Raw genomic sequence first — 26,481 nt, forward strand, 5'->3', positions numbered from 1 at the left:
TGCTATTCTTCCTTTACTTTTAAATCTATAGTCATTCCTAATAATTTACCATTATCACCTGTATCATTAAGTCTTTGAACAATTGAACTTTCAAGGTAATCATAAATTAATATATCCTGCACATCTTCTTTATCAAATTCTGCAAGTATTCCATTATACAAGCTATTATTTATTGTGAAAATAAATTGAAAATCATTTTTCTCATTGATTTTTTTCAAGAGTTTTAATAAGCTTATAATTTGTCTTGGATCTGTTTCTGAAAAAATATGCTGATCGTTAAATATAAATTTTATATTATGATTGTTTTGTAATGTCAACAAAAGTAAATCATACAAATATATTTTTACTAATCCTATTCCGCCTGATGTATCACTTTGAATACTTGGCTCTATTTCAAATCTATTTTTATTATTTCCTTTATTGTTTTTTATGCTTAATCCAGATATGGAATTTTGATAAATACTTTTTGCATACTTCATGTATACTGATGAAATATTGTCTGTATAATCCTTTTTATCTTTCAAATATTTATCAGTTTCAACATTGTCAATAGCCATTTGTGATTCTAATTCCGTTATTTCATTATTAGCATCATCAATAATACTTTTTGAGCTTGATAACTTATACAACTCATCTTGCTTTTGCCTTAATCTTTCTTGAATTGAATCATATTCTGAAAAGCTTGTTGTTGTGGATAAAATATTATAATATTCATCTATTTTATTATCCAACTCTGAAAGTTTATTTCTTATACTTTCTAACGATTTTTCAATTCTATCTTTATTTTCACTTAATCTTAATTGTCTGTTTTTTAATAATGTGTCATGAAAGCTAGAAACATTCTCAACTTTTTGTCTTATCATTTCTGGAACTTCTATTTTCATCTGTTCGTAAAAATTAATAACATTTGCAGAATCTATATCAGGATTAATTTTAAGACTTTCCAATATTGAACTTAACCGTTTTTCATATAAATACAAATTATCTTGTAAATCGCTTTTGTTATTTTTTAATGAATTATACGTGTTTTCAATTCGAGTGTAATCTTCTGAAATTTTAAAAGTACTTAATTTATTTTTTAGATCTTCAATTTCTGCTTTTATATTTTGAATTTTCAAATCTAATTTTTTATCGTTTTTGTCAAAATACTGCTTTATTACTTCATTTTTTTTAATTTCACGTATAGCATTAGATTTTTTATTTATTTTTTCCTTATCACTTATTTTTTTCTCACACAATTCATAATCTAAGCCAAGTAATAAACTATCTCTTTTTAAAGCTTTATCTTGATCTTCCCTTTTTGTTGTACAAATTGCATCATCATACTGATTCTTCTTAAATTTCAAAAATTTACATATAATATTTCTAAATGTTATTCCTTTAATTTTAGGTTGATAATTTGTTGAAATATCATATAAAAATTTTCTATATTTATTCAATTCCTTTGGTTCGTCGTTAAGATAAACTATCTTTTCTTGTTCAGTATTTCTACAAATTGTATATAATTTGTTATTAACTTTAAAATCTAAATAGAATTTCCAGCCTTTAAGCAATTTAAATTTAGGGTTAAAATCAGCACCTAAACAAAAATCTACTAACTCAATTGATAATGTTTTTCCTGTACCATTTACGGTGCTTTGCCTATCGCTTTTAGTACGTTCAGCATATATAATAGTTAATCCATTTTCATTAAATTTTATATCTTTAAAAGTAGGCATATTTGAATATAACTTAATTAATTTCACGATATAACCTCCCTTTTTTATCTATATTAATAGCTCCTATTGTATATAAATAGTCTATCGCAAAAACAAAATAATCAAATGTACAATTGTATTTAACGATTTTCTTATCTATGTAATCTTTAATATAATTATCCCAACAAGTTTCAATATAAGTAGGAGTATTTAACATACTAAGAATAATTCCACCTATTCCAAACAATGATTTACTCATTTCAGTATGCTTATTAGGCAATATCCTACATCCCATGAAACTCACCTCCATTTTTTAATAATTATATTAATTTTTATTATATATTTTATTATACATTATGATATTTATCAAGCTTTTATGAAAATTTCTTTACTTTCGAACAAATGTTTGATACAATTCTATTGCATAAACTAATATTTGTCAAGAGGTGAAAAATGTACTATAATATGCTAAATAAATCAATCTACTTACTTACAGAATATCAAATCTTTGATTATCCTATAGATAAAGATACAATTGAACAAATCATTTTAGACAAAAATCTAAAGGTTGCTACACTTAAAAACCTATCCGCGGCACTTTGTATTGATGATACTATTCTCGTGCCTAAATCCCAAAATAACGCCTACAGAGAAGACATTGTTCATGAACTTGGACATGCATGTTATCATGTTGGCAATTCCCTATTAAAGGATAAAATTATAGTAAGTAAACAAGAACAGCAAGCTAATGCATTTGCTGCATATTTTTTAATGCCTGTTTATGTATTTGAGGAGGCTATGAAATATTGCAATGATAATTATGTGCTTGCGGAAGAATTTGGGGTGACAGTTTCTTTTGTTAAATTTCGAAAACAACTAACTGAAGCTCTAATTTATGATGGCTATTTTAATGAACTGCTTAAATCGTATGATTATTAGATCCATTAAGAACATATATATTATTAAGCATATATTGTTATAGAAAGGTGAGGTTATGAAAAAATACTGCATATACTTAAGAAAATCAAGGGCAGATTTAGAAGCTGAAACGCATGGTGAAGGTGAAACTCTTGCTAGGCATGAACGTGCCTTGATGGACCTTGCTAAAAAGCAAAAATTAAATATTGTAAAAATATATAAGGAAGTCGTATCAGGTGAAACAATAACAGCTCGTCCTGTGATGCAGCAGCTGCTAGGTGATGTGGAAAAAAGAATGTGGGCTGGAGTATTGGTTATGGAAGTAGAACGTCTTGCTAGGGGCGATACTATAGATCAGGGACTAGTTGCACAAACTTTTAAATATTCGAATACCAAAATCATCACTCCAATGAAGACCTACGCCCCAGATAACGAATTTGACGAAGAATATTTTGAGTTCGGACTATTTATGTCAAGGCGAGAATATAAGACGATAAATCGAAGATTACAGGCTGGTAGAATATCCTCTGTAAAAGAAGGTAAGTGGGTCGGTAATAAAAAACCATATGGATATGAAATAGTAAAATTAGAAGGTCAAAAAGGGTATACTTTAAAAATAATACCTGAAGAAGCATCTGTTATAAAGATGATATTTGAACTTTACTCTATAGGTGAAGAGCAACCAGACGGAACTATAAAACGATTAGGCTCAACATTAATAGCTAATAAATTAAACGAACTAAAAATAGCTCCTGCAGTAGGTGACTCTTGGAGTCCATCACGTATACTTGAACTAATAAGAAACCCCGTTTACAATGGTAAAGTAAGATGGAACTGTAGACCTGAAATTAAAAAAATGCAAGATGGAGTAATAACTATTGAACGTCCACGTGCTGATGAGGATGATTGGCTCCTTTATGACGGATTACATGAAGCAATAATAGATGAGGATCTGTTTAATAAAACGCAGGAATACTTAAAAAATAATAAGCCAAAACCAGCACCAAACAAGAAGCCTATCAAGAATCCATTATCAAGCCTAATTGTATGTGGGCTGTGTGGTAAAAAGATGGTTCGTCGGCCATACCCAAATAGAACTCCTGATGCATTAATTTGTCCACAATCGGGATGTAAAAATATAAGTTCATATTTATCTTATGTAGAAGATAGAATACTGGTATCATTAAAACAGTGGCTTACTGACTATCAGCTGCAGCTAAGTATTGAAAATAAAGAAACTGTTAGTAATACAGAAATAGAAGTTAAAAAGAAAACAGTTGAAAAATTAAAAGGAGAAATAACAGGGCTTAACAATCAAATGAATAATATACATGATTTGTTAGAGAAAGGTATATATACAGCAAAAGTATTTATAGATAGATCTAAAATAATTAATGAGAAACTTAATGAGGCCAAAACCAATCTAGATATACTAAATAAGTCTTTAGAAGATTATGCAAAGTATCATAAAAAACTAATAGAGTTTATACCAAAAGTGGAACATGTACTTGAAGTGTATTATTCTATCGATGACCCAGAAGTAAAAAATGCCCTGCTGTGCGAAGTAGTATCAAAAGCAGTTTACACTAAAACTAAACGAGTTGGTAAAGATAAGAACTTTGATGACTTTGAATTAATTGTATATCCACGAAGGGCTAAATAGCAACGAAATTTAAAACCGACAACCCCTTGGGTAGTAAGAACTTGGGCATATGGAAATGGTTGCAACATTATTTAAAAAACTCTTAGAAGGTGCTACTAGAGACGAACTTGTAGCAGCAGGTTTCGGAGGCTATTATGCTAACCATGAAACTTGTCCTTTTTATCTAGATGGAAGCGGATCACCATGGACAGCCACATATACTCAAGCGAAAGGAGAACCTATAGCAGATTTATACAATGACTTAGCAGGAGAGCAAAAGGCAAGGGTGACTTATGAAAATCTTATTAAATTAACCGATGACCCCCTTGTAAAAGATACACTAAGATGGCTTAGAGAAAGAGAAATTGTCCATTTCCAAAGATTTGGAGAAGCTTTGAGATTAGTAGAAGAATATACAGCAAATAAAAAATTTTATTAATTATAGAATATAACTCAATACAAATTTTTATTATTACTATGCCTATATGATATATATTTAATGTCTATCTTATAGGCTTTTTTATAAATATATGTATTTTTTTGGATAATTGTGTTAATATACATTTAGGAAAAAATATAATAGTCTTGGAGGTTTATATGAATTTTAAGGAATACAAATATACTCGACCCGATATTGATACTATAAGGATTCAATATCAATCTTTAATAGAAAAATTCAATAATTCTAAAACAGCAGATGAGCAGTGTAATATTATAAATGAAATAAATAATTTGTCAAAAAATATAGATACCATGATGAATCTAGTTGCTATACGTCATTCAATAGATACTTCTGATGAATTTTATGATGCAGAAAATGAATACATGGATAATACATCTCCAATATTTCAAAGCTTGACGGTTAACTATTACAAAGCCTTAATTAACTCGAAATTTAAAGATGAACTTAAGAAAAAAATCTATCCACAATACTTCACTATGGCAGAAATGCAAATTAAGTCATTTTCTGATAATGTTATCTCTGACCTTCAAGAAGAAAATAAGCTGCAAAGTGAATATGACAAATTAATTTCATCTGCAAAAATAAATTTTAATAATAAGACATTAAATTTATCTCAAATGCAACCTTACATGCAATCATCTGAAAGAAAAATAAGAAAAGAAGCGCATGAAAAATACAGCAAATTTTTCGAAGAAAATATACATAAATTTGATGAAATATTTGATAAGATGGTTAAAATAAGACACAAGATCGCAACTAAATTAGGATATAAAAACTTTGTAGAATTAGCTTATATAAGAATGCTTCGTTCGGAATATGATGCAAATGATGTAGAAAAATATAGAAATCAAGTTTTAAAGTACATTGTACCATTATCTATTGAGTTACGTAAAAGACAAGCAAAACGACTAGGCTTAAGTGATTTCAAGTACTATGATAAGAATTTAAATTTTACTACAGGTAATGCAAATCCAAAAGGTGATAAGGATTGGATGTTAATTAATGCTAAAAAAATGTACAGCGAATTATCGCCAGAGACAAAAGAATTCTTTAGCTATATGGTGGAGCGAGATTTGTTTGACCTAGAAACAAAACCAAACAAACAATCTGGAGGGTATTGTACTTATATACAAAACTATAAATCTCCATTTATCTTCGCTAATTTCAATGGAACATCAGGAGATGTTGATGTTTTAACACATGAAGCAGGTCATGCTTTTCAAGTTTATGAAAGCAGTCACATTAAGTATCCAGAATTAATCTTTCCAACTTATGAAGCCTGCGAAATTCATTCAATGAGCATGGAATTCATAACATGGCCTTGGATGAACTTGTTCTTTGAAGAAAATGAGCTAAAATATAAATTTTCCCATTTATCAGATGCTATTTTATTTATTCCTTATGGAGTTACTGTTGATGAATTTCAACATAAAGTTTATGAAAACCCAAATATGACTCCAAAAGAAAGAAGAACTTTATGGAGAGAAATTGAAAGAAAATATCTACCATTCATAGATTATGGTGATAATGAGTTTTATGAAAATGGAGGATATTGGTTCAAGCAAGGACATATATTTGGCAATCCTTTCTACTATATAGATTATACATTAGCTCAAGTATGTGCTTTTCAATACTGGGTAAAATTTAACTTAGGTGACCGAGAAAAAGCTTGGAATGAATATTTGCATTTATGCAAAGTTGGAGGTAGTAAGCCTTTCTTGGAACTATTAAAAGAAGGAAATCTTAAAAGCCCTTTTCAAAATTCTACTATCGAATCAATTATAACCCCTATAAAAAATTGGCTTGATTTAATTGATGACACTAAATTATAATAATGAAAATTAAATGTATCTATTATGATTTTTCTTTTATACAAAACAAATCATATAAAAAGTGTATAAGTAATCTACTTTATACACTTTTTATATGATTATTTAAATATCTCTTCCTTTAGTTTTAGAGCAGTTGGAGTAATTGCTATTCCACCCATAGCTGTCTCTCTCAATTCAGGAGGTAGTTGCCTTCCTACCTTATACATAGCCCAAACTACTTCATCAAATGGAATTTTACTTTTTACTCCACTCATAGCTATATCTGCAGTAGTTAGTGCACTTACAGTTCCCGCAATATTTCTTTTTGCACAAGGAACTTCTACTAACCCAGCTACAGGGTCACAAACAAGTCCAAGAACATTTTTTATTACAATTGCAGCTGCATCAAAAGCTTGTTCAGGGGAACCACCCATCATTTCTACAACTGCTGCAGATGCCATTGCAGCGGCAGAACCACATTCAGCTTGGCATCCTCCCTCTGCCCCCGCAATGGTTGCATTCTTAGCTATTATAATGCCAACACCTGATGCAGTAAATAGTGCATGAACCAAATCTTCTTCTGATTTTTTTAATTTTTCCCATGCTGAAATAACAACAGCTGGTAAAATTCCGCAAGATCCTGCTGTTGGGCATGCAACAATTCTTCCCATAGCTGCATTTACTTCAGAAGATGATATTGCTCTAGCCATAGCCCTTACCATAAAATCCCCTGTTAAAGTTTCTCCTATATTAGCATATTGTTTTATTTTTAAAGCATCCCCACCAATTAATCCACTTACGGATACCACATTGTTTTCCTGAGCATATAAAGAGGAACTCATCATGACGCTTAAATTATGCTTCATTTTATCTATAACTTGTGTCCTTTTAAGCCCACTTTTTTCTATTTCTCCCCTTATAGTATATTCCCATATAGCTATGTTTTCTTTATTGCATATTTCAATTAATTCCTTACCACTCGACACAAACATATCAGAAAGCTCCTTCCACAACTGGGTTTATAAATTTTACATTAACTATTTCTTTAATTTCTCCTACCAAGTTCATTACTTTTTCTGATAAAATACTATCTGTCTCTAGTGCCAATGTAGCTACTTTACCTTTCCCATTTCTATAAACCTTCATACTTGCAATGTTTATGTTCTCTTCATACAAAATAGATGATATTTTAGATATAATACCTGGCAAATCTTTATGTTGAGTCAACAATGTTGGATGTTCACCAGTAAATTCAACTTTTTGTCCATCAATATCAGAAATAATAATATTTCCTCCCCCTATTGATGATCCTGTTACTTGTGTTACACTTCCGTCTTCTTTTGTAATAATAAATTTTACTGTATTTGGGTGAACATCACCTAAGTCAGTTTCTAAAAAATTATAAGCAACATTATTTTTATTTGCAATTTCAAAAGAATTTCTTAATGCTTCATCCCATGGATCCATATTTTGTATACCTGCAACTAATGCCTTATCTGTACCATGTCCTTTATACGTTTTAGCAAAAGAACCATGGAGTAAAAAATCAACCTTTATAACCTTTCCTCCCGCGATCATTCTTGCAACTTTCGCTAATCTAGCAGCCCCTGCCGTATGAGAACTTGATGGTCCAATCATAACAGGTCCAATTATATCAAAAACTCCATAATCCCTCATTTTTACTCTCCTCTCGTATGCATATTACAATTAATTTATAATTTTATATTATTTAAATGTCTCTACGGCATGCTTAAGCTTATTAATTATTGGAAGGTTGTACGGACATCTTGATTCACATTTACCACAACGCACACATGAATCTGCCTTAATAGGCATTGAATTATACCTATCTTTTCCAAATTCAACTAAATTATATCTTGTTACATATCCTTCAAAAATAAAAACATTCGGAATATCTATTCCTTCTGGACATGGCTTACAGTATCCACACCTTCTACAAAAATCATTTCCAAGATCTTTAACCTCTCGGTTTAGTTCGACAATTTCTTCTTCAGTCAACTCTAACTTACTATCACCAATTGAGGAATTTTTTACTACTTGCTCAACTGAATCCATACCTGGTATAGCAACTGTAATTAAATCACTATTTAATATGTATTTCAATGATAGTTCTGGCTTACTAAATGCTCCGCCTGCTATAGGCTTCATAGCAATTGTTCCCATTCCACGCTCTAACGCTTTTTTAAACAATTCTGTACCCTGTGATTCAACTGGATTAAATGGAAATTGAATTGTTTCAAAATCTTCACAATTTAATGCCTCAATTAATATCTCACATATATGACCTGTAATACCTATATGTTTTATTAGTCCTTTTTCTTTAGCTTCAACCAATGCTTTCAATGCACCCTCGCTAGACAAAATCATATCTAGCTGCTCTATTTTACTTACATTATGAATTTGATATAAATCTATATAATCTATATCCATAGCTTCTAAACTAAGTTCAATTGATTTTTTCATATCATCATATGTATATCCCATGGCTTTAGTAGCAATATAAAAATTTTCTCTACCTACATACTTAAGAGCATTCCCAATATACTCTTCACTTACTGTATATGCTCTTGCAGTATCTATAAAATTAATTCCTCTATTTTTACATTCTAAAATAATTTTTGTTGCTTCTTCCTGCGTTACTCTTTGGATAGGTATACCGCCAAAACCTACCACTGAAACTTCCATACCAGTATTCCCTAATAATTTTGTCCTCATTTTCTACTCATCCTCCTATAACAATATATTTAAACCATATGTTATTTTTATACAATTATATAACATATGCATATTAACGTCAATTAATATTGAAGTTACATCATCCATACTAATTGTAAAACATAACATCCCATAAAATTATATTTTATGGGATGTTTATATGTTTGGAAGAAGATTGAAAAAGTATTATATAATATAGTTATTACCCAACTACTCTATTTTATTCATATTATTTAAATATTTTAATATTAATAAGTATAAAGTTCCTTTTTCTTTCTAGAAGTGATTTAATTTTAAGGAGATAGCTGTGAAAAATAAAAACTTTTTTATACTAATACCAATATTCATAGTATATGTAATTATTTTTAGATTTTTATATTTAGAAAATGGTTTATCAATAATAATAAAAATATGCCTGCCAATTTTCTTAGGTTTATTTATTGCAGTTTTACTAAATCCTCTATTGATATTTTTCCAGTATAAAGTTAAAATAAAAAGTAGAAGTTTTTCAATATTACTAACATACATAATGTTTTTTGGAATAATCAGTATTATTATTACAGTTATTGCACCTAGTATTATTCATAATTTATCTTTACTTTTAAAAGATTTACCTAAACTTTTCTTTTCTGCGAATCGTTATGTTTCAAATCTTATTGGAAATTATAGTATATTCGGTGGGACTGAATCTTTTTATTTTACACTACAGGAATACTTATTTAATTTTGCTCAGAAATTTACTTCTTTATTAACAACATTTATAAATATTGCTATAGGACATGTGATAGATATTTTTGCCGCAGTATGGGACTTTATTCTTGCTGTAATTATATCAGTTTATATTTTAATGGATAAAGAAAATTTTGAGAATTGGTTTTATAAACTTTGCCATAGTTTGTTTGAAAAAAAATATGCTGATGATATAGTTTATATAGGTTATTCTCTTAATAAAAATGTAACCACCTTCATAATCGGAAAATTATTAGATTCTATTTTGATTGGTTTTATAGCATTTTTAGGTTCGAAATATATAATAAATTCTCCCTACCCACTAATTGACGGATTAATTGTTGGAGTGACGAATGTAATTCCTTACTTTGGAGCTTTTATAGGTGGAGTACCCGTAACATTAGTAGCCTTATTGAATAATCCAACAAAGGGAATTTTTATGGCAATTTTCATTTTATTATTGCAACAATTTGATGGAATGATTCTTGGCCCAAAAATTATTGGAATTAGACTATCTATTAAACCTATAATAATTATAATTTCTATAATTATAGGTGGTGGATTATTTGGAATAATAGGAATGTTTTTAGCAACTCCAATTGTTGCATTAATTAAAACTTCTGCAGATGCATATATAAATATTAAATTAAAAGATAAAAATATTCATTTGCCTCATGAAAATATCTAATTTTTCAACAATTGTGGATAAATCTGTTGACAACTATCGAAAAAGATATCAAATCTGTGCATAACTTAATAATTAAATTTGCAGGAGCTGTGTATAACTTTTTAAATTTATCTTTTATAACAGGGATTGGTGAAAAAAATGTGGAATGATAAACGATATCATACTCTTGACTATGAATTAAAAAAGGTATTTGGAGAAAAAGCTATAAAGCTATCAATAGATGGTAACTTTACTTGTCCAAATAGAGATGGAAAAATAAGCGATAAGGGCTGTATATTTTGCAGTGAAAGGGGTTCAGGCGACTTTACTTCAGATAGAACAAAGACAATTTCAACACAAATTTGTGAACAAAAAGAATTTATGTCTAAGAAATGGGTAAGTAACACATATATTGCTTATTTTCAAAACTATACTAATACTTATGACTCTGTTGAAAACTTGAGGATAAAATTTTATGAAGCACTAAGTTGTCCAAATATAAAAGGATTAGCTATAGCTACAAGACCTGATTGCATAAATAAAGAAATTGTTGAACTCTTGCATGAAATAAATTCTAAGACTTTCTTGTGGATTGAACTTGGTTTACAAACTATAAATGAAGAGACTTCGATGTTTATCCGTAGAGGGTACAAGTTAGCTGCATTCGATACAGCCGTAAATCTTCTGACAGAAAGTAACATTAGAGTAGTAGCACACTTAATCATTGGGCTTCCAAACGAAACAAAACAACAAATACTAAAATCAGCTAAATATATAGATAATTTGAACTTATGGGGAATTAAACTTCATATGCTTCACATACTAAAAAACACGGATTTAGAAAAATACTTTAATAAAAATTGCTTTCATATGTTATCACAAGATGAATATGTTGATATTATATGTGATATATTAGAGTTATTAAATTCAAATATAATAATACACAGATTGACTGGTGATGGGAAAAAATCAGATTTAATTGCTCCTCTTTGGAGTTTAAATAAACTTAAAGTATTATCTGAAATAGATAGAGAATTAAAATATAGACAAAGTATTCAAGGTATAAAAAGTGCATTGTAATTTTAATGTAACACTGTATTAAAATTTTTACATTATAATTAAACTAGTAAAAGAAATACTATGACAAAATAGTATTTTTTTATTATATTAATAAATTAATGGTAAAAGGTGATAATATTGTATATGACATTTATAATTTTTTAATGTTTTATATTAAAAATGGGTGAAGATAAATGAAGAAATTATTAATTATGATCATTTTAATTTGTGTGTTCTCTTTAAATACAACATATGCTTACCCTCATATATATTCTGATATAGGAGGTGATTCTAGCGAGCCAGCTGTAAGCTTATTATCAAACTATGGGATTATAAGTGGCTATCCTGACAATACATTTAAGCCTGATAAGCCAGTTACACGTGCTGAAATGGCTAAAATAGTTACAATTGCTGCAGGATATTATGAATATTCCAAAAACATGACCAGTATATATGATGATATGGAAGGTCATTGGGCTGAAAGCTATGTTGAACTTGCCAATGTTCTGAACATTGTTAAGGGAACATCTAGTAATACATATGATCCAGACAATTTTATTAAGTTTGAAGAAGCAACTACCATGATAGTACGTTTGTTAGGTTACACTGACGAATCGCTTGGTGGAAATTGGCCGAGCAATTATTATGAAAAAGCTGAAGAATTAAATCTATTTAAAAATATAAGCAATAGAACAGGTTATGCATCTCGTAGAGATATATCTATAATGCTTTATAATGCATTAAATTGTAATTTAGTAAAAGTTAAAGAAAATAATAGTATATACAATACAGGTAAAAAACTATTGTCTTTAATAGGATCAATGACTACTAAAGAAATAAAATTAGATGCCTTAAAAACAAATGATAATTTTGATTATACCAATTATTTATTTAACAAATGGGATGTTTATTGTAATCTGGACGGTGATACTGTCTATATGAACAATCCAAGATTTAACGAATTTTCAGGTAATGTCACAAGTATATTACCAAACAGAGTAATTTTTGTTACTGATGCTTCTGGTAATGTTAGGGCTTTTCAACTACCTAATATTCCTATTATATTTAATGGTGCAGTTGGAAACTTTGAGACATTGGAAAATTCAAAAATAAAGGTAGTATATGAAGATGATTCATATAATGGTAATGTAATTGGTGTAATATCATCTGGTGTTACTGATGTAGTTTTAATCGACTATGATAAATTATATTCCCCTGGAGATAAAACTTTAGCAGGCAAATATCTTCCTATTAATTCAAGCTCACAAATTAATTATAGTAAATTTCATATATATGGCGATGTCTCTTCTCTCGATGAAATAAAAGAAAATGATTTAGTTTACTTTTACGAAACTGAAGAATCGTCTTTTAAAAAAAGCGCGCTTACTATTGAAGTTGTAAGAAAAAAAGCCGAAGGAATAGTAACTAATTTTGAAATAAAAGATAATACAAGCTACTACACAGTAAATAATGAAGTATATAAAACTGCTAGTAATTTCATCTTTACAGAGAATGCTTCAATTAAGGATAATGTAAGCTTGATTTTAGACAAAAATAATAATATAGTCAAGTTATTTATATTAAATTACGGTAAAATGCCATCAACATATGGTATAGTTCTAGATTCAAACAATGGAGTCAATAGTCTTGCAACTGTTAAAATTTTAGATCAGTATGGTATTTTAAAAACTTATTACTTAGCCGAAAATACTAGTGTAGTAACTAAAGCTAGATCAAATTACAATGTACAATATATCACAAATTTGAAAAAGAATGATATAGTCAAATTTGATCCTGTAACAAAAGGAAATTTAAAGGTTATTTCTTTAAAAACAACAAACACAATTTCAAATTATTATAATGAAGATACTCAGCTTATTGCAAACGGTAGTAAAGTTACTTCTAATACATTTATTGTTTACGAATTTAGTGGTAAATATCAATTACTTAAGCCAAATCAATTAGATAAATATCTAATTGGTAAATCAACAGTAAGCCATAACGGTAACATTGAAGCTTTATATCTTAGTAAAGGGCGAAAAGAAAATTATTTCGTTGAACCATCTATTCCTGAAGTTGATAAGAATTTTGACGGTACAGTATATGGTTTAATAAGTGGATTTACAAAAATAGATGAAAACAAATATAAAGTTTCATTTTTTAATAATAGTAATGTATTTTATATTTCAAGCAAATCAGAAACAGGTAATAATTTCTCATCGTATATAAATACATATACTAAATCAGTTGTTGAAAAAAATAATATAATCAGCATAGAAAAGGTTACGCCTGAAACAGATAAAATAAAAATAACAGCAATTTATTCAAATCAATTTCAAATAGATGGTATAACATATATAGAATATTCTTCTAATGTTAAAATTTATGTATGTACGTTAAACTCATTAGGAAATATCTCAAGCGTAAAATTAGGTTCAAAATCTGATATACAACCTGGTATTACTGCTCAGCTTTATGATATATTTGGTATATTTGATGGGATAATAGATGTGGTTTTAATATTTAACTAATGCTAAAACTTTAATATCAAAAATAGGGTCAATTGACCCTATTTTTTTATATTCAAAGCTAAATTATTTTAGTAGTAAAGTCTTCAATATTCCATACATCTGTTATAAAGCTACTGTAAAAATATGGTTCATGACTTACCAATAAAACTGTACCCTTAAATTCCATAATAGCTTTTTCTAACTCATCTTTTGCTTCAACATCCAAATGATTTGTAGGCTCATCAAGAATTAGGAAATTTAAATCTTTAAGAAGTATCTTACACAACCTTACTTTAGCATTCTCCCCACCCGATAAAACCTTCATCATACTAGTTATATTATCAGTAGTTAGTCCACATCTAGCAAGTTCTAATCTTACTTCATGATTTGTAAAAGAAGGATACGCGTTCCAAACCTCCTCTAATGCTGTATTATTATTATTCTTAGTATCCTCTTGTTCAAAATATCCATAAACAACATTTTCACCAAACTCAACAGTACCGCTAACAGGAGGAATAATACCCAAGAGAGTTTTTAATAAGGTTGATTTACCAAGTCCATTAACTCCACAGATAGCAATTTTTTTATTTCTTTCAATTTGAAAATTCATAGGACTTGTCAATGGTTTATCATATCCTATAACTAAATCCTTAGCATCTATTAAAAATCTACTTGGGGCCTTTGTTTCCTTGAACTTAAAGGTTGGTTTTGGCTTATCACGTGGTCTCTCTAATATTTCTATTTTATCTAATTTTTTCATTCGGCTGTTAGCCATACCTCTTGTTGCAACACGTGCTTTATTTCTTGCAATAAAATCCTCAAGTTTATCTATTTCTCTTTGTTGTTTTTCATATTCCTTTTCAGCTTTTTGTTTGTTTATCTCATATATTCTTTTAAACTCATCATAGTTTCCTACATACCTAGTTAAATTACAATTTTCAACGTGATATATAATATTACATACACTATTTATAAAAGGTATATCATGAGAAATTAAAATAAATGCATTTTCATAATTTTGCAAATAATTTGTAAGCCATTGTATATGATTTTCATCAAGATAATTTGTTGGCTCATCAAGCAACAAAATCGTTGGATTCTGAAGCAATAATTTTGTCAATAAAACCTTAGTACGCTGTCCGCCACTTAATTCATCAACATTTCTATCAAGGCCTATATCGCCAAGTCCTAATCCATTAGCTATCTCTTCAATTTTTGAATCTATAAAATAAAATCCACTACTGTCCAATATTGTTTGTATCTCTGCAGCATTATCCATCATTCGATTTACTTCATTTTCAACAGCCTCAGCCATATCTTCATAAAGTTTTAGCATTTCTTTCTCCATATTAAATAATGAATCAAATGCTAACCTTAAATTTTCACGTATAGTCGTCCCCGATTTCAATGCCGAGTGTTGGTCAAGATATCCGACTGTTACACGCTTTGACCATTCTACGGTTCCCTCATCTGGCATTAAACTACCTATAATTATATTTAAAAATGTTGATTTACCTTCACCATTTGCACCAATTAAAGCAACGTGTTCACCTTTTAAAAGCCTAAAAGATACATTTTCTAAAATAGCACGTACACCAAAACCATGTGTTACATTTTTTACATCTAAAACACTCATTAATAATTACTCCTTCTATTGTTAATCTGTTAATAACTACAATCCTTAATATAATAATAAAAATTATCTAAATTGTAAATGCTTTTTTATTCTTATTTATATTTAAAACATTTTTTTGGGAGATTGATTTAATTATCTTGATTTGATATAATTGTTTTAGAAAATTAACATTAGGAGGATATGTTAAAATGAACGAAAAAATCAGGCCAGCTTGGGTTGAAATTGATAGGAAAAAAGCAATTCATAACTTCAAAGAAGTAAGAAGGGCTGTAGGTAATCAAAGAAAAATATGTGCAGTCGTCAAAGCTAATAGCTACGGTATGGGAGCAAACGAACTCTCTAAAATATATCTAGAAAATGGCGTTGATATGTTTGCAGTAGCTGTAATAGGTGAGGCTTTAGATCTTAGACAAGAAATAGTAGATAAAGACATATTAGTTTTAGGTTATACTACTGAAGAATATTATGATGATGCTATCAACAACAATATAATCCTTACTATATATAATTATGAACATGCTGAAAAATTAAATCAAGTTGCAAAAGAATTAAATAAAATTGCTAATATTCATATAAAAGTTGAAACAGGAATGAACCGACTTGGATTTTTACCAACAGAAGAAAATGCTGATATTATAGCTATGATTTCTAAAATGAAAAATATAAAAATACAAGGAGCCTACTCACATTTTGCTCGTGCAGATGAAAAAGATAAAACTTCAGCGCATTTACAAGCAAAAAGATATATTGATTTTATAAACATGCTTACAAAAATAAATATTGAAATTCCTATTAAACACATTGCAAATAGCGCTGCTATAATAGATTTACCTGAATACTACTTTGACATGGTTAGGCCAGGTATAATTCTTTCAGGATTCTATCCTTCAAATGAAGTAAATAAAAGTGAATATACTTTTAAACCATGTGTAACACTAAAAGCAAGGATAGCAAATGTAAAAACACTTGAGTCTGGTGAAGGAATAGGATATGGTCATTTGTATAGTACAAATTCAACTACAGTTGTTGGTACAATTCCACTAGGATATGCTGATGGATATTCTAGGTTGTTTTCTAACAACGGTTATACAATAGTTAACGGCGTAAAATGTCCTATACTCGGTAAAGTTTGCATGGATCAATTCATGATAGATTTATCTAATGTAGAAAATCCTCATATTGGTGATGTTGCAATTGTATATGGAGATGGAACGGATGAAGCAATGACTGTTGAAGATGCTGCAAATGTGAGAAAAACTATTTCTTATGAAGTATTGACAAATTTAAGTCTAAGACTTCCAAGAAAATATATATAATTATTTGTCTTCAATCTATAATATATATATTGTAAATTTCTTAAATATGTGGACATTTTTTACAAATTGAGTTAAAATATAATTAAACAAACCACACGGAGGTACCTATGAACTTAAACTTAATAAAGGAATATGATCAAGATCTTTACAGTGCAATGATGGAAGAAAAAGAACGACAAAATATTAATATCGAGCTTATAGCATCAGAGAACTTCGTTTCACAAAGAGTTCTTGATGCAATGGGAAGTCACTTAACTAATAAATATGCTGAGGGATATCCAGGCAAAAGATATTATGGTGGATGTGAATTTGTTGATAAAGTTGAAGATTTAGCACGTGATAGAGCAAAAAAAATATTTAATGCAGATCATGCTAATGTACAACCTCACTCAGGTTCTAATGCAAACTTTGGAGTATACTTCTCAGTTCTAAATCCTGGTGACAAAATACTTGGTATGGACTTATCTCATGGTGGACACTTGACACATGGAAGTCCAGTAAATATGTCAGGTAAATATTTTGATATTTCATTTTATGGAGTAAATAAAGAAACAGAAACTATAGATTACGACCAGATTAGAACAATAGCAAAAAAAGAGAGACCAAAACTTATAGTTGCTGGTGCAAGTGCCTATTCAAGATTTATAGACTTTAAAAAATTCAGAGATATATCAAATGAAGTTGGTGCTTATTTTATGGTTGATATGGCTCATATTGCAGGTCTCGTAGCAACAGGACTACACCCTAACCCTGTTGAGCATGCAGATTTTGTAACTACAACTACTCATAAAACATTAAGAGGACCTCGTGGAGGAATGATACTTTGTAAACAAGAACATGCAAAAAAAATTGATAAAGCTATATTTCCTGGAATTCAAGGCGGACCTTTAATGCATGTTATAGCTGCTAAAGCTGTATGCTTCAAAGAAGCTATGCAAGAAGACTTTAAATATTATCAAGAGCAAGTACTACTTAATGCAAAAACATTATCCAATGCTCTTACAGATAAAGGTTTCAGAATTGTATCTGGAGGAACAGATAATCATTTAATGTTAGTTGATGTTAGAAATAAAAAACTAACAGGTAAAGAAGCAGAAAAAATGCTTGATGAAATCCATATTACAACTAATAAAAATACAATTCCTTTTGATCCTGAGAGTCCTTTTGTTACAAGTGGACTTAGGATAGGAACACCTGCTGTAACTACAAGAGGTATGGTAGAATCTGATATGTTAGAACTTGCAGACATTATTGACCTTGCATTAAGTAAAAATGAACATTCCGACAAATTGAAACAAAGGGTGCTTAGTTTAACTTCAAGATTTAATTAACATTAAAATTGCAAAAAGCTGAACAAAATAATTGTTCAGCTTTTTTTAGTTAACTTATTAATGAATAATTCAATATAACTTATTCAAATGTCGTATAGATATTAAAAACACATTATGTAATATGTACGCGAATGTGACAAAGTTGTCTTTTTTATGCGGAAAAAATCGCTTGCTTTTCAAAGGTTTAGATGTTATAATCATATAAATTTTATATAAAACAAGGAGAATAAATATGAAAAAGTTTATGTCATTAATTTTATGTTTATCTATGGTTCTTTCATTATTTACTGCATGTGCTAAAAATGATTCATTGCCTTCTAGTGAAACTGCTTCAGGAGATTCAGATGTAATTAAAATTGGTGTATTTGAACCCCTCACTGGAGAAAACGGCGGTGGCGGTTCACAAGAAGTTGGCGGAATTAAATACGCTAACAAAATATATGGCGAAGTTTTAGGAAAAAAAGTTGAATTGGTTATTGTTGATAACAAAAGTGATAAAGGTGAAGCTACAACAGCTGTAACACGTCTTATTGAAAAAGATAAAGTTGTAGCAATAATAGGTTCTTATGGTTCAGGAGTTTCAATAGCTGCTGGAGATATTATTAAACAAAGCAAAATTCCAACTATGGGAGCTTCTTGCACAAACCCTATGGTAACACAAGGTAATGAATTCTATTTCAGGGCATGCTTCCTCGACCCATTCCAAGGTAATGTTATGGCAACTTACGCAATAAATAGCGGTGCTAATACAGCTGCGGTTATAATGCAAAATGGAGATGACTACTCTATAGGTCTTGGTAACTTCTTTATCAAATCATTCAAAGAATTGACAGAAGATGAAAATAGTATAGTAGCTACATCTGAATTCCAAGTTAATGATACAGATTTTAACGCTATATTAACAAATATTAAATCAAAAAATCCTGATGTTATCTTTGCACCAAGTTCGGCTACAACAGCTCCATTAATAATTAAACAAGCAAGAGCTCTTGGAATCACTTGCCCAATAATGGGTGGAGATACATGGGAAAATCCTGCAGTAATTGATGTTGCAGGTAAAGATGCAGAGGGAATTGTTTTATCAACATTTTTTGATGAAAACGACCCTGCTACAGAAGAAGCTAAAAGCTTCGTAGAAGGCTATAAAAAAGAACTTGGTGATTCAGAACCGATAATACCAGCCGTTGCAGCATTAGGTTATGATGCTTATCTACTAGTATTAGATGCAATAGAACGTGCAGGTTCAACTGATGGTACTGCAATTCGTGACGCAATAGCTGCTACTAAAGATTTTGAAGGTGTAACAGGTGTTATTAACTTCACTGATGAAGGTGATGCTGATAAAAATATAGCTGTAATTAAAACAGTTAAAGATGGTCAATTTGTTTATATAGATACAGTTGAAGTAAAACAATAAAAGCTAAACTTAAAGTATTAGGGCGAACAGTCGTTCGCCCTTTTTTCTCTCAATTGATTTAAGTATCTTTACAGTTTAGTAATCCTTAATGGAGGAAAAAATTATGTCTTTTGAAACATTTATGCAACAATTAGCAAATGGGATATCTATTGGAAGTCTTTATGCACTTATTGCAATAGGTTATACCATGGTTTATGGAATTTTACGATTAATTAATTTTGCACATGGTGATATTTTTATGATGGCAGCATATTTTATGGTGTTTAGCATGATTAATTTTAGTTTACCATGGTATATTGCAATAGTTTTAGTCATTATATCCACCGTTATATTAGGGGTTGTTATAGAAAGGATAGCATACAAACCACTTAGAGATGCACCACGTATGTCAATTATGATATCAGCTATTGGTGTATCATTCTTTCTTGAAAATTTAGCAACATATTTATTTACTGGAGTTCCAAAAGGATTTCCGGATATTCCGTTCTTAACTCAAGCTGCAAACATAGGTGGAATTTCTTTATCAGTAGCAACAATAGTAACACCTATAATTACAATTATATTGCTACTTTGTGTATTATTTATTACTAACAAAACAAAAATAGGTATGGCTATGAGAGCAGTTTCTAAAGATTATGAAACAGCTCGATTAATGGGTATTAAAATAAATAGGGTTATCTCAACCACATTTGTTATTGGTTCTGCACTTGCCGCTGTAGGAGCTGTTCTATGGGGTGCTAAATATCCTTCTGTAATGCCACTAATGGGCGTTATGCCAGGATTAAAGTGTTTTGTTGCAGCCGTTCTTGGTGGAATAGGAAACACTACTGGAGCAGTAATAGGTGGATTTATTTTAGGCATGGGTGAGATGATGATAGTTGCATTTTTACCTTTATTAACAGGATATCGAGATGCTTTTGCATTCATTGTATTAATTATTGTGTTAATTGTTAAGCCAACTGGATTATTAGGTGAGAAGGTGACGGATAAAGTATGATGATAAATAATAATAGAAAATTAATGAGAAGAAGTCTAACTGTACTGATAATAATAGCTTTTGCTTCTATAATAATTCTTTTAGATACTAAAACAATAGGTGACAATTACGTAAGACGTATATTAAACCTAGGAGCAATTTATGCTATTGTAAGTGTATCAATGAATTTAGTTAATGGTTTTACCGGTTTATTTTCACTTGGGCAGGCTGGGTTTATGGCAATAGGAGCATTTACTGTTGCAGTATTCACGGTTCCTGTGGAACTACGTGAAGCAATATTTTATATTGTTCCACAAAATCCTTTAGTTGCAAATATTGAACTGCCTTTTTTCGTAGCGTTAATTCTCGGTGGGTTATTAGCTGCACTAGTTTCAATTTTAATCGGTATGCCTGTACTTCGCTTGAAAAGTGATTATTTAGCAATTGCAACCCTAGGATTTTCAGAAATTATTCGTATAATTTTTACGAATATGAAAACTATTACTAACGGAGCTTTAGGTATAAATCGAATACCAGGTATACCAACTATGTGGATTACATTTGGTGTAGCTATAGTATCAATTATATTTATAGTTCTGCTAATAAACTCTAGTTATGGAAGGGCATTTAAAGCAATAAGGGAAGATGATATCGCTGCTGAAGCTATGGGGATTAATTTATTTAAGCATAAAGTAATATCATTTGCAATTGGAGCCTTTTTTGCTGGTATAGGCGGAGGGTTACTTGCATCACTTCTTGGAACAGTAGACCCGAAACAGTTTTATTTTACTATGACATACAACTTCTTATTGATAATAGTTCTTGGTGGCATGGGAAGTGTTTCTGGTACTATTATAGGATCATTTGTTGTTACAGCTGGACTTGAATATTTAAGAATTTTTGATGAACCATTAACAGTTTTAGGTGTAAATATCCCAATATTTAGAGCAGGCTTTAGAATGGTTATATTTTCTTTCTTGCTAATGATTTTAGTACTTTTCTTTAGACAAGGTATTATGGGGCAAAAAGAATTATCTTGGGATATGATTGAAGGTTGGTTTAAACGACGCAAAGGCCTCCCAAAAAAAGGAAAAGTTGATAAAGGAGGTACTATCTAATGAGCGTTTTAAAAATTGATAATGTTAAGATGCAGTTTGGTGGAGTTATAGCAGTTAACAACTTAAATATTGATGTTGAAAAAGGCAAAATTGTTGCTCTTATTGGACCAAATGGTGCTGGTAAAACAACAGCTTTCAACGTAATAACTGGTGTTTATAACCCTACTAGCGGGAGTGTATTTTTAAACGATAAAAAAATTACTAGCTTAAGTCCAGATAAAATAACAAAGTTAGGAATAGCTAGAACGTTTCAAAATATTAGATTATTTAAAAATTTAACCGTTATGGATAATATTCTTATAGCAAATCATTTAAATGTAAAAAGCAATTTTTTATCAAGTGCACTGCGCATGCCATGGTATATAAAAGAAGAAAATCATATGCGTAAAAAATCAGAGATGCTCCTTGATAAACTTGGATTATTGGGTATTAAAGATGAAATTGCAAGTTCATTACCTTATGGAGAACAAAGAAAACTAGAAATTGCTAGAGCTCTAGCTACTGATGCAAAATTACTTTTACTAGATGAGCCAGCAGCGGGTATGAATCCTCATGAAACTATGGAACTAACAGAATTTATTAGAAACATTCGAGATGAATTCGATTTAACAGTATTTATGATAGAACATCATATGAATTTAGTAATGGAGATTTCAGATAAAATATATGTTTTAGACTTTGGCCAGTTAATAGCAGAAGGAACTGCAGATGATATTAAAAACAACCCAAGGGTAATTGAAGCTTATTTGGGGGTGGAAGAAGATGCTTAAAATAAGAAATTTAAATGTTCATTATGGAGGAATATCTGCTGTCAAAGGTATAAGCCTAGATGTTCCAGAAAAGTCAATAGTTACTCTCATAGGTGCAAATGGCGCAGGAAAAAGTACAACTCTAAGAAGCATAGTTGGTTTAGTAAAGGCAAGTGAAGGAGAAATAAACTTCCTAGGCGAAAATATTACTGATATGGAAACAACCGAAATAGTTACTAAAGGGATTACACTTGTTCCAGAGGGAAGAAGAGTTTTTGATAATCTTTCAGTATTAGAAAACTTGAAAATTGGTGCATATTTACAAAAAGAAGGAATAGATGAAAATATTAAAATGGTATATGACTTATTCCCGAGATTACGTGAACGATCGTGGCAGTTTGCAGGAACTCTTTCAGGAGGAGAACAACAAATGTTAGCTGTTGGAAGAGCACTGATGTCTAAACCAAAACTAATAATGATGGATGAACCATCCCTTGGACTTGCACCGCTTATAGTCAACGGAATATTCGATATAATTAAAGAAATAAATAAGCAAGGTACTACAATACTGTTAATAGAACAAAATGCTAATAAAGCGCTAAAAATTGCTGATATGGGATATGTTCTTGAAACAGGTACTATCACTATTGAAGGACCAGGAAAAGAACTTTTAATGGATCAACGCATAAAAGATGCATATCTTGGAACTTCAAAAAAATAAATATAACAAATTAAAAATCGAGATAAATTCTCGGTTTTTTAATTTGTTATATTTATTTTACTAAATGAATACTTTTATAAATGTAATTAGTCAAAATACCTCTTTTTTTATATTCCTACATGTTTGCATTAACATTTGCATTTTTGTTAACATTTACGTTTGTTTTTGCTTTTTGATTTATATTTTCACTTTTACTTGTATTTACTTTTACTCCATAACTTTTCTTTAACAGTATCGGTGTGACAACCGACGTTACTATAGACATTATTACAATCGCTGTAAAAATTCTATCATTTATCATACCTGCATTTCTGCCTAAATTTGCAGTAATTATTGCAACTTCACCCCTTGGAATCATACCTATTCCAATTTGAAGTGACTCTCTTGTTGTAAATTTGGCTAGTTTTGCACCAAGTCCTGCTCCTAACACTTTGCTAATTATTGCAACAATGGTAATTACTATCGTTGGAAATATTACAGAACTAATATTTTCAAAACTAACTCCAAGTCCAATGTTTGCAAAAAACACTGGTGTAAAAACTACATAACAAATAGTATTTAATTCTAGCTCAATTTTTCTGCTATTAGGAATTATAGAAAATATTAAACCAGCAGAATATGCACCGATAATTGCTGCCATATCAAACATTTCTGCTAGATACGCAAATATAAGACAACTTATTAAAGCAATACTAGAAGGAGTTATATAATATGCCAACTTACTTGAATATTTCGACATAAATTGCTTAATCACTTTAGCAGATAATAGTATAATTACAAAGAATACTATAACTTTCAATATTACCATAAGTGGACTTGATCCATTAACTGGATCCGACATTCCAACAACTAAGGTTAAAAGAATTATACCACCTATGTCATCTGCAATTGCAGCACCCATAATGTTTACTCCAGTTCTATCTTTTAGTTTCCCTAATTCTCTTAATGTTTGAACAGTAATACTAATACTTGTTGCTGTAAGGATTACGCCAGAGTATACAGCTTGATACATCCCTTCATTTTTAAAAACTAATTTTATTGTTAAAAATCCCAATGCAAATGGTACTATCATTCCAGCTAAAGCTATAACAGTAGAGCTTCCTGCTGATTTCTTCATTTCCATAATATTTGTTTCCATGCCAGCCATAAACATCAAAAGTATGACACCTATTTCGGCAAAATTTGAAATAAAATTACTTGGCTCAACAAGGTTTAATAATGCAGGTCCGATAATTAAACCTGCTAGAATTTGCCCAAGTACAGAAGGTTGCTTTAACTTAGCAGACAATAGACCACCTATGTTTGTAACTCCTAATATTAGAATTAAGTCTAATATAAATTTTGATCCATTCTCCATTTTTTATCACCCTTTTTCTAAAATATATTAACTTTAATATACTACTCCTAATATTTTACTATAGCAAGCATTTTTTAAAAGTATTACTAAACTTAACTTTAAGTGTTTTTTTCTTTTAAAAATGTATGCTTATTTATATTATTTAAAATTATATTAGTTGTTTTAGAAACTAATATAATTGCATTAAGCAAATTGGTGTGTTAGAATATTGATAACGTTATTTCAGGAGGCTTTAAATGTCGGAAAATAAAATAAGTACAATGGAATATGATGATTCAAGACCTACAAAACTTAAACTTTACTCATTAATAACACTGCTTAACTCATACTCACATGGAATTATAATACCCGTTCTAAGTTTAACTTTACTAAGCAAAGGATTATCTCTTAGTAAATTGTCTTTAGTTTTAGGATTATACGCATTAACGGTAGTTATTTTGGAACTCCCCACAGGTATAGCAGCAGATATTTTAGGAAGGAAAAATGTTTTTTGTTTATCATTATTAGTATCTATAGCAAGTTTTAGCACTATTTTATTTGGACATGGTTTATTATTAATATGTATAGGAATGATTTTATATGGATTAAGCAGAGCCCTATCCTCAGGCTCATTTGATGCTCTTTTTATAGATTGGTACATTGGCGTTTATGGAAAAGCCAAATTACACAAAATAACAACAAGACTTGAAGTGTTAGATGCTCTAGGATTATCTTTAGGATCAATAACTGGTGGATTATTACCCATTATCTCAAGGAATTTTCTTTATGAAACTAGTGGATATAATATAAATCTAATTGCTAGAATATTGCTAACTTTAGTTACGGTAATAATTTCTTTTATTTTTATAAAAGAAACACAAACAACGAAAAAATATGAGCGCATTCCCATTTCCAAACATATTCGTAATAGTTCATCATTAATTATTAAAAATAAAACATTGCTGCTAATTTTCATATCAACTTTGTCAACAGGATTTTTTTTATCCGCCCTTGAAACATATTGGCAACCTCATTTTAAATTTCTACTCATAGACGATAGTATGATTTGGCTACTTGGAATATTAGCGTTCCTATATTTAGGTGCAGGTATGTTTGGTGGTATATTATCCGAAAAAATTATAGACAAATTGAAGTTCGATAACAAAAAAATGTACCTGCTTCTACGTTTTGCTTTAGCAGTCTCAATTATATTAATGGCTATTCAAACTAGAATACCTTCTTTTATTGCACTTTATACCATAACATATTTGTTTTTTGGAATGGCTAATATACCTGAAAGTGTTATTATAAATGGAGAAATACCAAATGAAATAAGAGCATCTGTGCTATCTACTAGGTCATTAATATTTCAGTTTGGAGCTTTATCTGGATCCTTAATAAACAGTATCATAATAAAATATATTTCAATACCAACACTTTGGATTATTGCTGCTTCTTTTATATTAGTAACATTATTGATGATATTTAAAAAATTATAAAAAAACTGCAAGGATCCATTTTATATTAAAATGTACCCTTTGTCAAGGACAATTAAAAAAAGACTATGCAACATCAAGAAGATGATTTCTGTATTGAACAGGAGTCATCTTTTTTAGTCCCCATTGATATCTAAAGTTATTGTAATAAAT

At 29.7% G+C, this 26,481-nt stretch carries 23 protein-coding genes; 15 read left to right on the forward strand and 8 right to left on the reverse strand.

Translation table 11 applies throughout. The annotated features are described in order from the left end of the window. Positions 1 to 2 precede the first annotated feature (2 nt). Positions 3 to 1,745 (reverse strand): DUF2326 domain-containing protein, encoded by a 1,743-nt coding sequence (locus J2Z76_RS17010; protein ID WP_209512602.1) that lies wholly within the window; start codon positions 1,743 to 1,745, stop codon positions 3 to 5. After that, positions 1,732 to 1,992: an ABC-three component system middle component 6 gene (locus J2Z76_RS13530; protein WP_209512603.1), complete on the reverse strand. Its 261-nt coding sequence runs from the start codon at positions 1,990 to 1,992 to the stop codon at positions 1,732 to 1,734. Before J2Z76_RS13530 ends, J2Z76_RS17010 begins: the two co-directional genes overlap by 14 nt. Positions 1,993 to 2,150: 158 nt before the next feature. On the opposite strand from J2Z76_RS13530, the gene J2Z76_RS13535 reads away from it, so the two are divergent. The 4 genes from J2Z76_RS13535 (at position 2,151) to J2Z76_RS13550 (ending at position 6,552) form a co-directional block, all read left to right on the forward strand. Beyond that, the gene (locus J2Z76_RS13535; protein WP_209512604.1) at positions 2,151 to 2,636 is read left to right on the forward strand and encodes an ImmA/IrrE family metallo-endopeptidase; all 486 of its coding nucleotides are present in this window, start codon (positions 2,151 to 2,153) and stop codon (positions 2,634 to 2,636) included. A 55-nt stretch (positions 2,637 to 2,691) separates the two neighbouring features. Further along, positions 2,692 to 4,278, forward strand: a complete 1,587-nt coding sequence (locus J2Z76_RS13540; RefSeq protein ID WP_209512605.1) for a recombinase family protein — start codon at positions 2,692 to 2,694, stop codon at positions 4,276 to 4,278. 49 nt (positions 4,279 to 4,327) lie between these two features. Continuing rightward, on the forward strand, positions 4,328 to 4,696 hold the full coding sequence (locus J2Z76_RS13545) for a manganese catalase family protein (protein WP_209512606.1): 369 nt from the start codon (positions 4,328 to 4,330) through the stop codon (positions 4,694 to 4,696). A 158-nt stretch (positions 4,697 to 4,854) separates the two neighbouring features. Next, positions 4,855 to 6,552 carry a M3 family oligoendopeptidase gene (locus J2Z76_RS13550; protein WP_209512607.1) on the forward strand — a complete coding sequence of 566 codons (1,698 nt, stop codon included), beginning with the start codon at positions 4,855 to 4,857 and terminating at the stop codon, positions 6,550 to 6,552. Positions 6,553 to 6,650: 98 nt separating this feature from the next. Here the strand turns inward: J2Z76_RS13550 and sdaAA are convergent, their stop codons facing one another. From sdaAA to J2Z76_RS13565, 3 genes are read right to left on the reverse strand one after another with little or no spacing between them, the layout of a single operon-like run. Next, positions 6,651 to 7,523 carry an L-serine ammonia-lyase, iron-sulfur-dependent, subunit alpha gene (gene sdaAA, locus J2Z76_RS13555; RefSeq protein ID WP_209512608.1) on the reverse strand — a complete coding sequence of 291 codons (873 nt, stop codon included), beginning with the start codon at positions 7,521 to 7,523 and terminating at the stop codon, positions 6,651 to 6,653. Position 7,524: 1 nt separating this feature from the next. Continuing rightward, a complete protein-coding gene (gene sdaAB / locus J2Z76_RS13560) occupies positions 7,525 to 8,208 on the reverse strand; it encodes an L-serine ammonia-lyase, iron-sulfur-dependent subunit beta (RefSeq protein WP_209512609.1) in 684 nt (227 codons plus the stop codon). 48 nt (positions 8,209 to 8,256) lie between these two features. Beyond that, positions 8,257 to 9,267, reverse strand: coding sequence for an aldo/keto reductase (locus tag J2Z76_RS13565; protein WP_209512610.1), 1,011 nt, complete (start codon positions 9,265 to 9,267; stop codon positions 8,257 to 8,259). Between the two features lie 307 nt (positions 9,268 to 9,574). On the opposite strand from J2Z76_RS13565, the gene J2Z76_RS13570 reads away from it, so the two are divergent. The 3 genes from J2Z76_RS13570 to J2Z76_RS13580 all read left to right on the forward strand — a co-directional run bounded on the left by J2Z76_RS13570 (position 9,575) and on the right by J2Z76_RS13580 (position 14,253). Next, positions 9,575 to 10,684, forward strand: coding sequence for an AI-2E family transporter (locus tag J2Z76_RS13570; RefSeq protein WP_209512611.1), 1,110 nt, complete (start codon positions 9,575 to 9,577; stop codon positions 10,682 to 10,684). Positions 10,685 to 10,822: 138 nt separating this feature from the next. Further along, positions 10,823 to 11,743 (forward strand): tRNA modification radical SAM protein MnmL/YtqA, encoded by a 921-nt coding sequence (gene mnmL / locus J2Z76_RS13575; protein ID WP_209512612.1) that lies wholly within the window; start codon positions 10,823 to 10,825, stop codon positions 11,741 to 11,743. 173 nt (positions 11,744 to 11,916) lie between these two features. Then, the gene (locus J2Z76_RS13580) at positions 11,917 to 14,253 is read left to right on the forward strand and encodes an S-layer homology domain-containing protein (RefSeq protein ID WP_209512613.1); all 2,337 of its coding nucleotides are present in this window, start codon (positions 11,917 to 11,919) and stop codon (positions 14,251 to 14,253) included. Positions 14,254 to 14,311: 58 nt separating this feature from the next. Here the strand turns inward: J2Z76_RS13580 and J2Z76_RS13585 are convergent, their stop codons facing one another. Next, positions 14,312 to 15,868: an ABC-F family ATP-binding cassette domain-containing protein gene (locus J2Z76_RS13585; RefSeq protein ID WP_209512614.1), complete on the reverse strand. Its 1,557-nt coding sequence runs from the start codon at positions 15,866 to 15,868 to the stop codon at positions 14,312 to 14,314. 188 nt (positions 15,869 to 16,056) lie between these two features. Here J2Z76_RS13585 and alr point away from each other — a divergent pair, with 188 nt between their 5' ends. The 7 genes from alr to J2Z76_RS13620 all read left to right on the forward strand — a co-directional run bounded on the left by alr (position 16,057) and on the right by J2Z76_RS13620 (position 23,496). Further along, entirely contained in the window at positions 16,057 to 17,184 is a 1,128-nt protein-coding gene (gene alr / locus J2Z76_RS13590; protein WP_209512615.1) for an alanine racemase, read from the forward strand. Between the two features lie 107 nt (positions 17,185 to 17,291). Then, entirely contained in the window at positions 17,292 to 18,515 is a 1,224-nt protein-coding gene (locus J2Z76_RS13595) for a serine hydroxymethyltransferase (RefSeq protein ID WP_209512616.1), read from the forward strand. A gap of 232 nt (positions 18,516 to 18,747) precedes the next feature. Then, the gene (locus J2Z76_RS13600; RefSeq protein WP_209512617.1) at positions 18,748 to 19,932 is read left to right on the forward strand and encodes an ABC transporter substrate-binding protein; all 1,185 of its coding nucleotides are present in this window, start codon (positions 18,748 to 18,750) and stop codon (positions 19,930 to 19,932) included. 103 nt (positions 19,933 to 20,035) lie between these two features. Beyond that, positions 20,036 to 20,929, forward strand: a complete 894-nt coding sequence (locus J2Z76_RS13605) for a branched-chain amino acid ABC transporter permease (protein WP_209512618.1) — start codon at positions 20,036 to 20,038, stop codon at positions 20,927 to 20,929. 2 nt (positions 20,930 to 20,931) lie between these two features. Then, the gene (locus tag J2Z76_RS13610; RefSeq protein ID WP_425347568.1) at positions 20,932 to 22,026 is read left to right on the forward strand and encodes a branched-chain amino acid ABC transporter permease; all 1,095 of its coding nucleotides are present in this window, start codon (positions 20,932 to 20,934) and stop codon (positions 22,024 to 22,026) included. Next, complete coding sequence (locus J2Z76_RS13615) at positions 22,026 to 22,796, forward strand: ABC transporter ATP-binding protein (protein WP_209512619.1); 771 nt, start codon at positions 22,026 to 22,028, stop codon at positions 22,794 to 22,796. The genes J2Z76_RS13610 and J2Z76_RS13615 overlap by 1 nt, the downstream gene beginning before the upstream one ends. Next, positions 22,789 to 23,496: an ABC transporter ATP-binding protein gene (locus J2Z76_RS13620; protein WP_209512620.1), complete on the forward strand. Its 708-nt coding sequence runs from the start codon at positions 22,789 to 22,791 to the stop codon at positions 23,494 to 23,496. The genes J2Z76_RS13615 and J2Z76_RS13620 overlap by 8 nt, the downstream gene beginning before the upstream one ends. 115 nt (positions 23,497 to 23,611) lie before the next feature. On the opposite strand, the gene J2Z76_RS13625 is transcribed toward J2Z76_RS13620, so the two are convergent. Continuing rightward, complete coding sequence (locus tag J2Z76_RS13625) at positions 23,612 to 24,853, reverse strand: cation:proton antiporter (RefSeq protein WP_209512621.1); 1,242 nt, start codon at positions 24,851 to 24,853, stop codon at positions 23,612 to 23,614. A 236-nt stretch (positions 24,854 to 25,089) separates the two neighbouring features. Between J2Z76_RS13625 and J2Z76_RS13630 the strand changes: the two genes are divergently transcribed. Next, on the forward strand, positions 25,090 to 26,331 hold the full coding sequence (locus J2Z76_RS13630) for an MFS transporter (RefSeq protein ID WP_245210459.1): 1,242 nt from the start codon (positions 25,090 to 25,092) through the stop codon (positions 26,329 to 26,331). 63 nt (positions 26,332 to 26,394) lie between these two features. Here J2Z76_RS13630 and J2Z76_RS13635 read toward each other — a convergent pair. Continuing rightward, positions 26,395 to 26,481, reverse strand: an 87-nt coding sequence (locus tag J2Z76_RS13635) for an IS3 family transposase (protein WP_209512629.1), incomplete at its 5' end; no start/stop codon positions are given.

Source organism: Sedimentibacter acidaminivorans (assembly GCF_017873955.1).
GTDB lineage: Bacteria > Bacillota > Clostridia > Tissierellales > Sedimentibacteraceae > Sedimentibacter > Sedimentibacter acidaminivorans.

Excerpts from the sequence above, each read along its gene's own strand:
- J2Z76_RS13530 (WP_209512603.1), bottom strand. The coding sequence starts at position 1,992 with ATGGGATGTAGGATATTGCCTAATAAGCATACTGAAATGAGTAAATCA.
- J2Z76_RS13535 (WP_209512604.1), top strand. The coding sequence starts at position 2,151 with ATGTACTATAATATGCTAAATAAATCAATCTACTTACTTACAGAATAT.
- J2Z76_RS13540 (WP_209512605.1), top strand. The coding sequence starts at position 2,692 with ATGAAAAAATACTGCATATACTTAAGAAAATCAAGGGCAGATTTAGAA.
- J2Z76_RS13545 (WP_209512606.1), top strand. The coding sequence starts at position 4,328 with ATGGAAATGGTTGCAACATTATTTAAAAAACTCTTAGAAGGTGCTACT.
- J2Z76_RS13550 (WP_209512607.1), top strand. The coding sequence starts at position 4,855 with ATGAATTTTAAGGAATACAAATATACTCGACCCGATATTGATACTATA.
- sdaAA (WP_209512608.1), bottom strand. The coding sequence starts at position 7,523 with ATGTTTGTGTCGAGTGGTAAGGAATTAATTGAAATATGCAATAAAGAA.
- sdaAB (WP_209512609.1), bottom strand. The coding sequence starts at position 8,208 with ATGAGGGATTATGGAGTTTTTGATATAATTGGACCTGTTATGATTGGA.
- J2Z76_RS13565 (WP_209512610.1), bottom strand. The coding sequence starts at position 9,267 with ATGAGGACAAAATTATTAGGGAATACTGGTATGGAAGTTTCAGTGGTA.
- mnmL (WP_209512612.1), top strand. The coding sequence starts at position 10,823 with ATGTGGAATGATAAACGATATCATACTCTTGACTATGAATTAAAAAAG.
- J2Z76_RS13580 (WP_209512613.1), top strand. The coding sequence starts at position 11,917 with ATGAAGAAATTATTAATTATGATCATTTTAATTTGTGTGTTCTCTTTA.
- J2Z76_RS13585 (WP_209512614.1), bottom strand. The coding sequence starts at position 15,868 with ATGAGTGTTTTAGATGTAAAAAATGTAACACATGGTTTTGGTGTACGT.
- alr (WP_209512615.1), top strand. The coding sequence starts at position 16,057 with ATGAACGAAAAAATCAGGCCAGCTTGGGTTGAAATTGATAGGAAAAAA.
- J2Z76_RS13595 (WP_209512616.1), top strand. The coding sequence starts at position 17,292 with ATGAACTTAAACTTAATAAAGGAATATGATCAAGATCTTTACAGTGCA.
- J2Z76_RS13600 (WP_209512617.1), top strand. The coding sequence starts at position 18,748 with ATGAAAAAGTTTATGTCATTAATTTTATGTTTATCTATGGTTCTTTCA.
- J2Z76_RS13605 (WP_209512618.1), top strand. The coding sequence starts at position 20,036 with ATGTCTTTTGAAACATTTATGCAACAATTAGCAAATGGGATATCTATT.
- J2Z76_RS13615 (WP_209512619.1), top strand. The coding sequence starts at position 22,026 with ATGAGCGTTTTAAAAATTGATAATGTTAAGATGCAGTTTGGTGGAGTT.
- J2Z76_RS13620 (WP_209512620.1), top strand. The coding sequence starts at position 22,789 with ATGCTTAAAATAAGAAATTTAAATGTTCATTATGGAGGAATATCTGCT.
- J2Z76_RS13625 (WP_209512621.1), bottom strand. The coding sequence starts at position 24,853 with ATGGAGAATGGATCAAAATTTATATTAGACTTAATTCTAATATTAGGA.
- J2Z76_RS13630 (WP_245210459.1), top strand. The coding sequence starts at position 25,090 with ATGTCGGAAAATAAAATAAGTACAATGGAATATGATGATTCAAGACCT.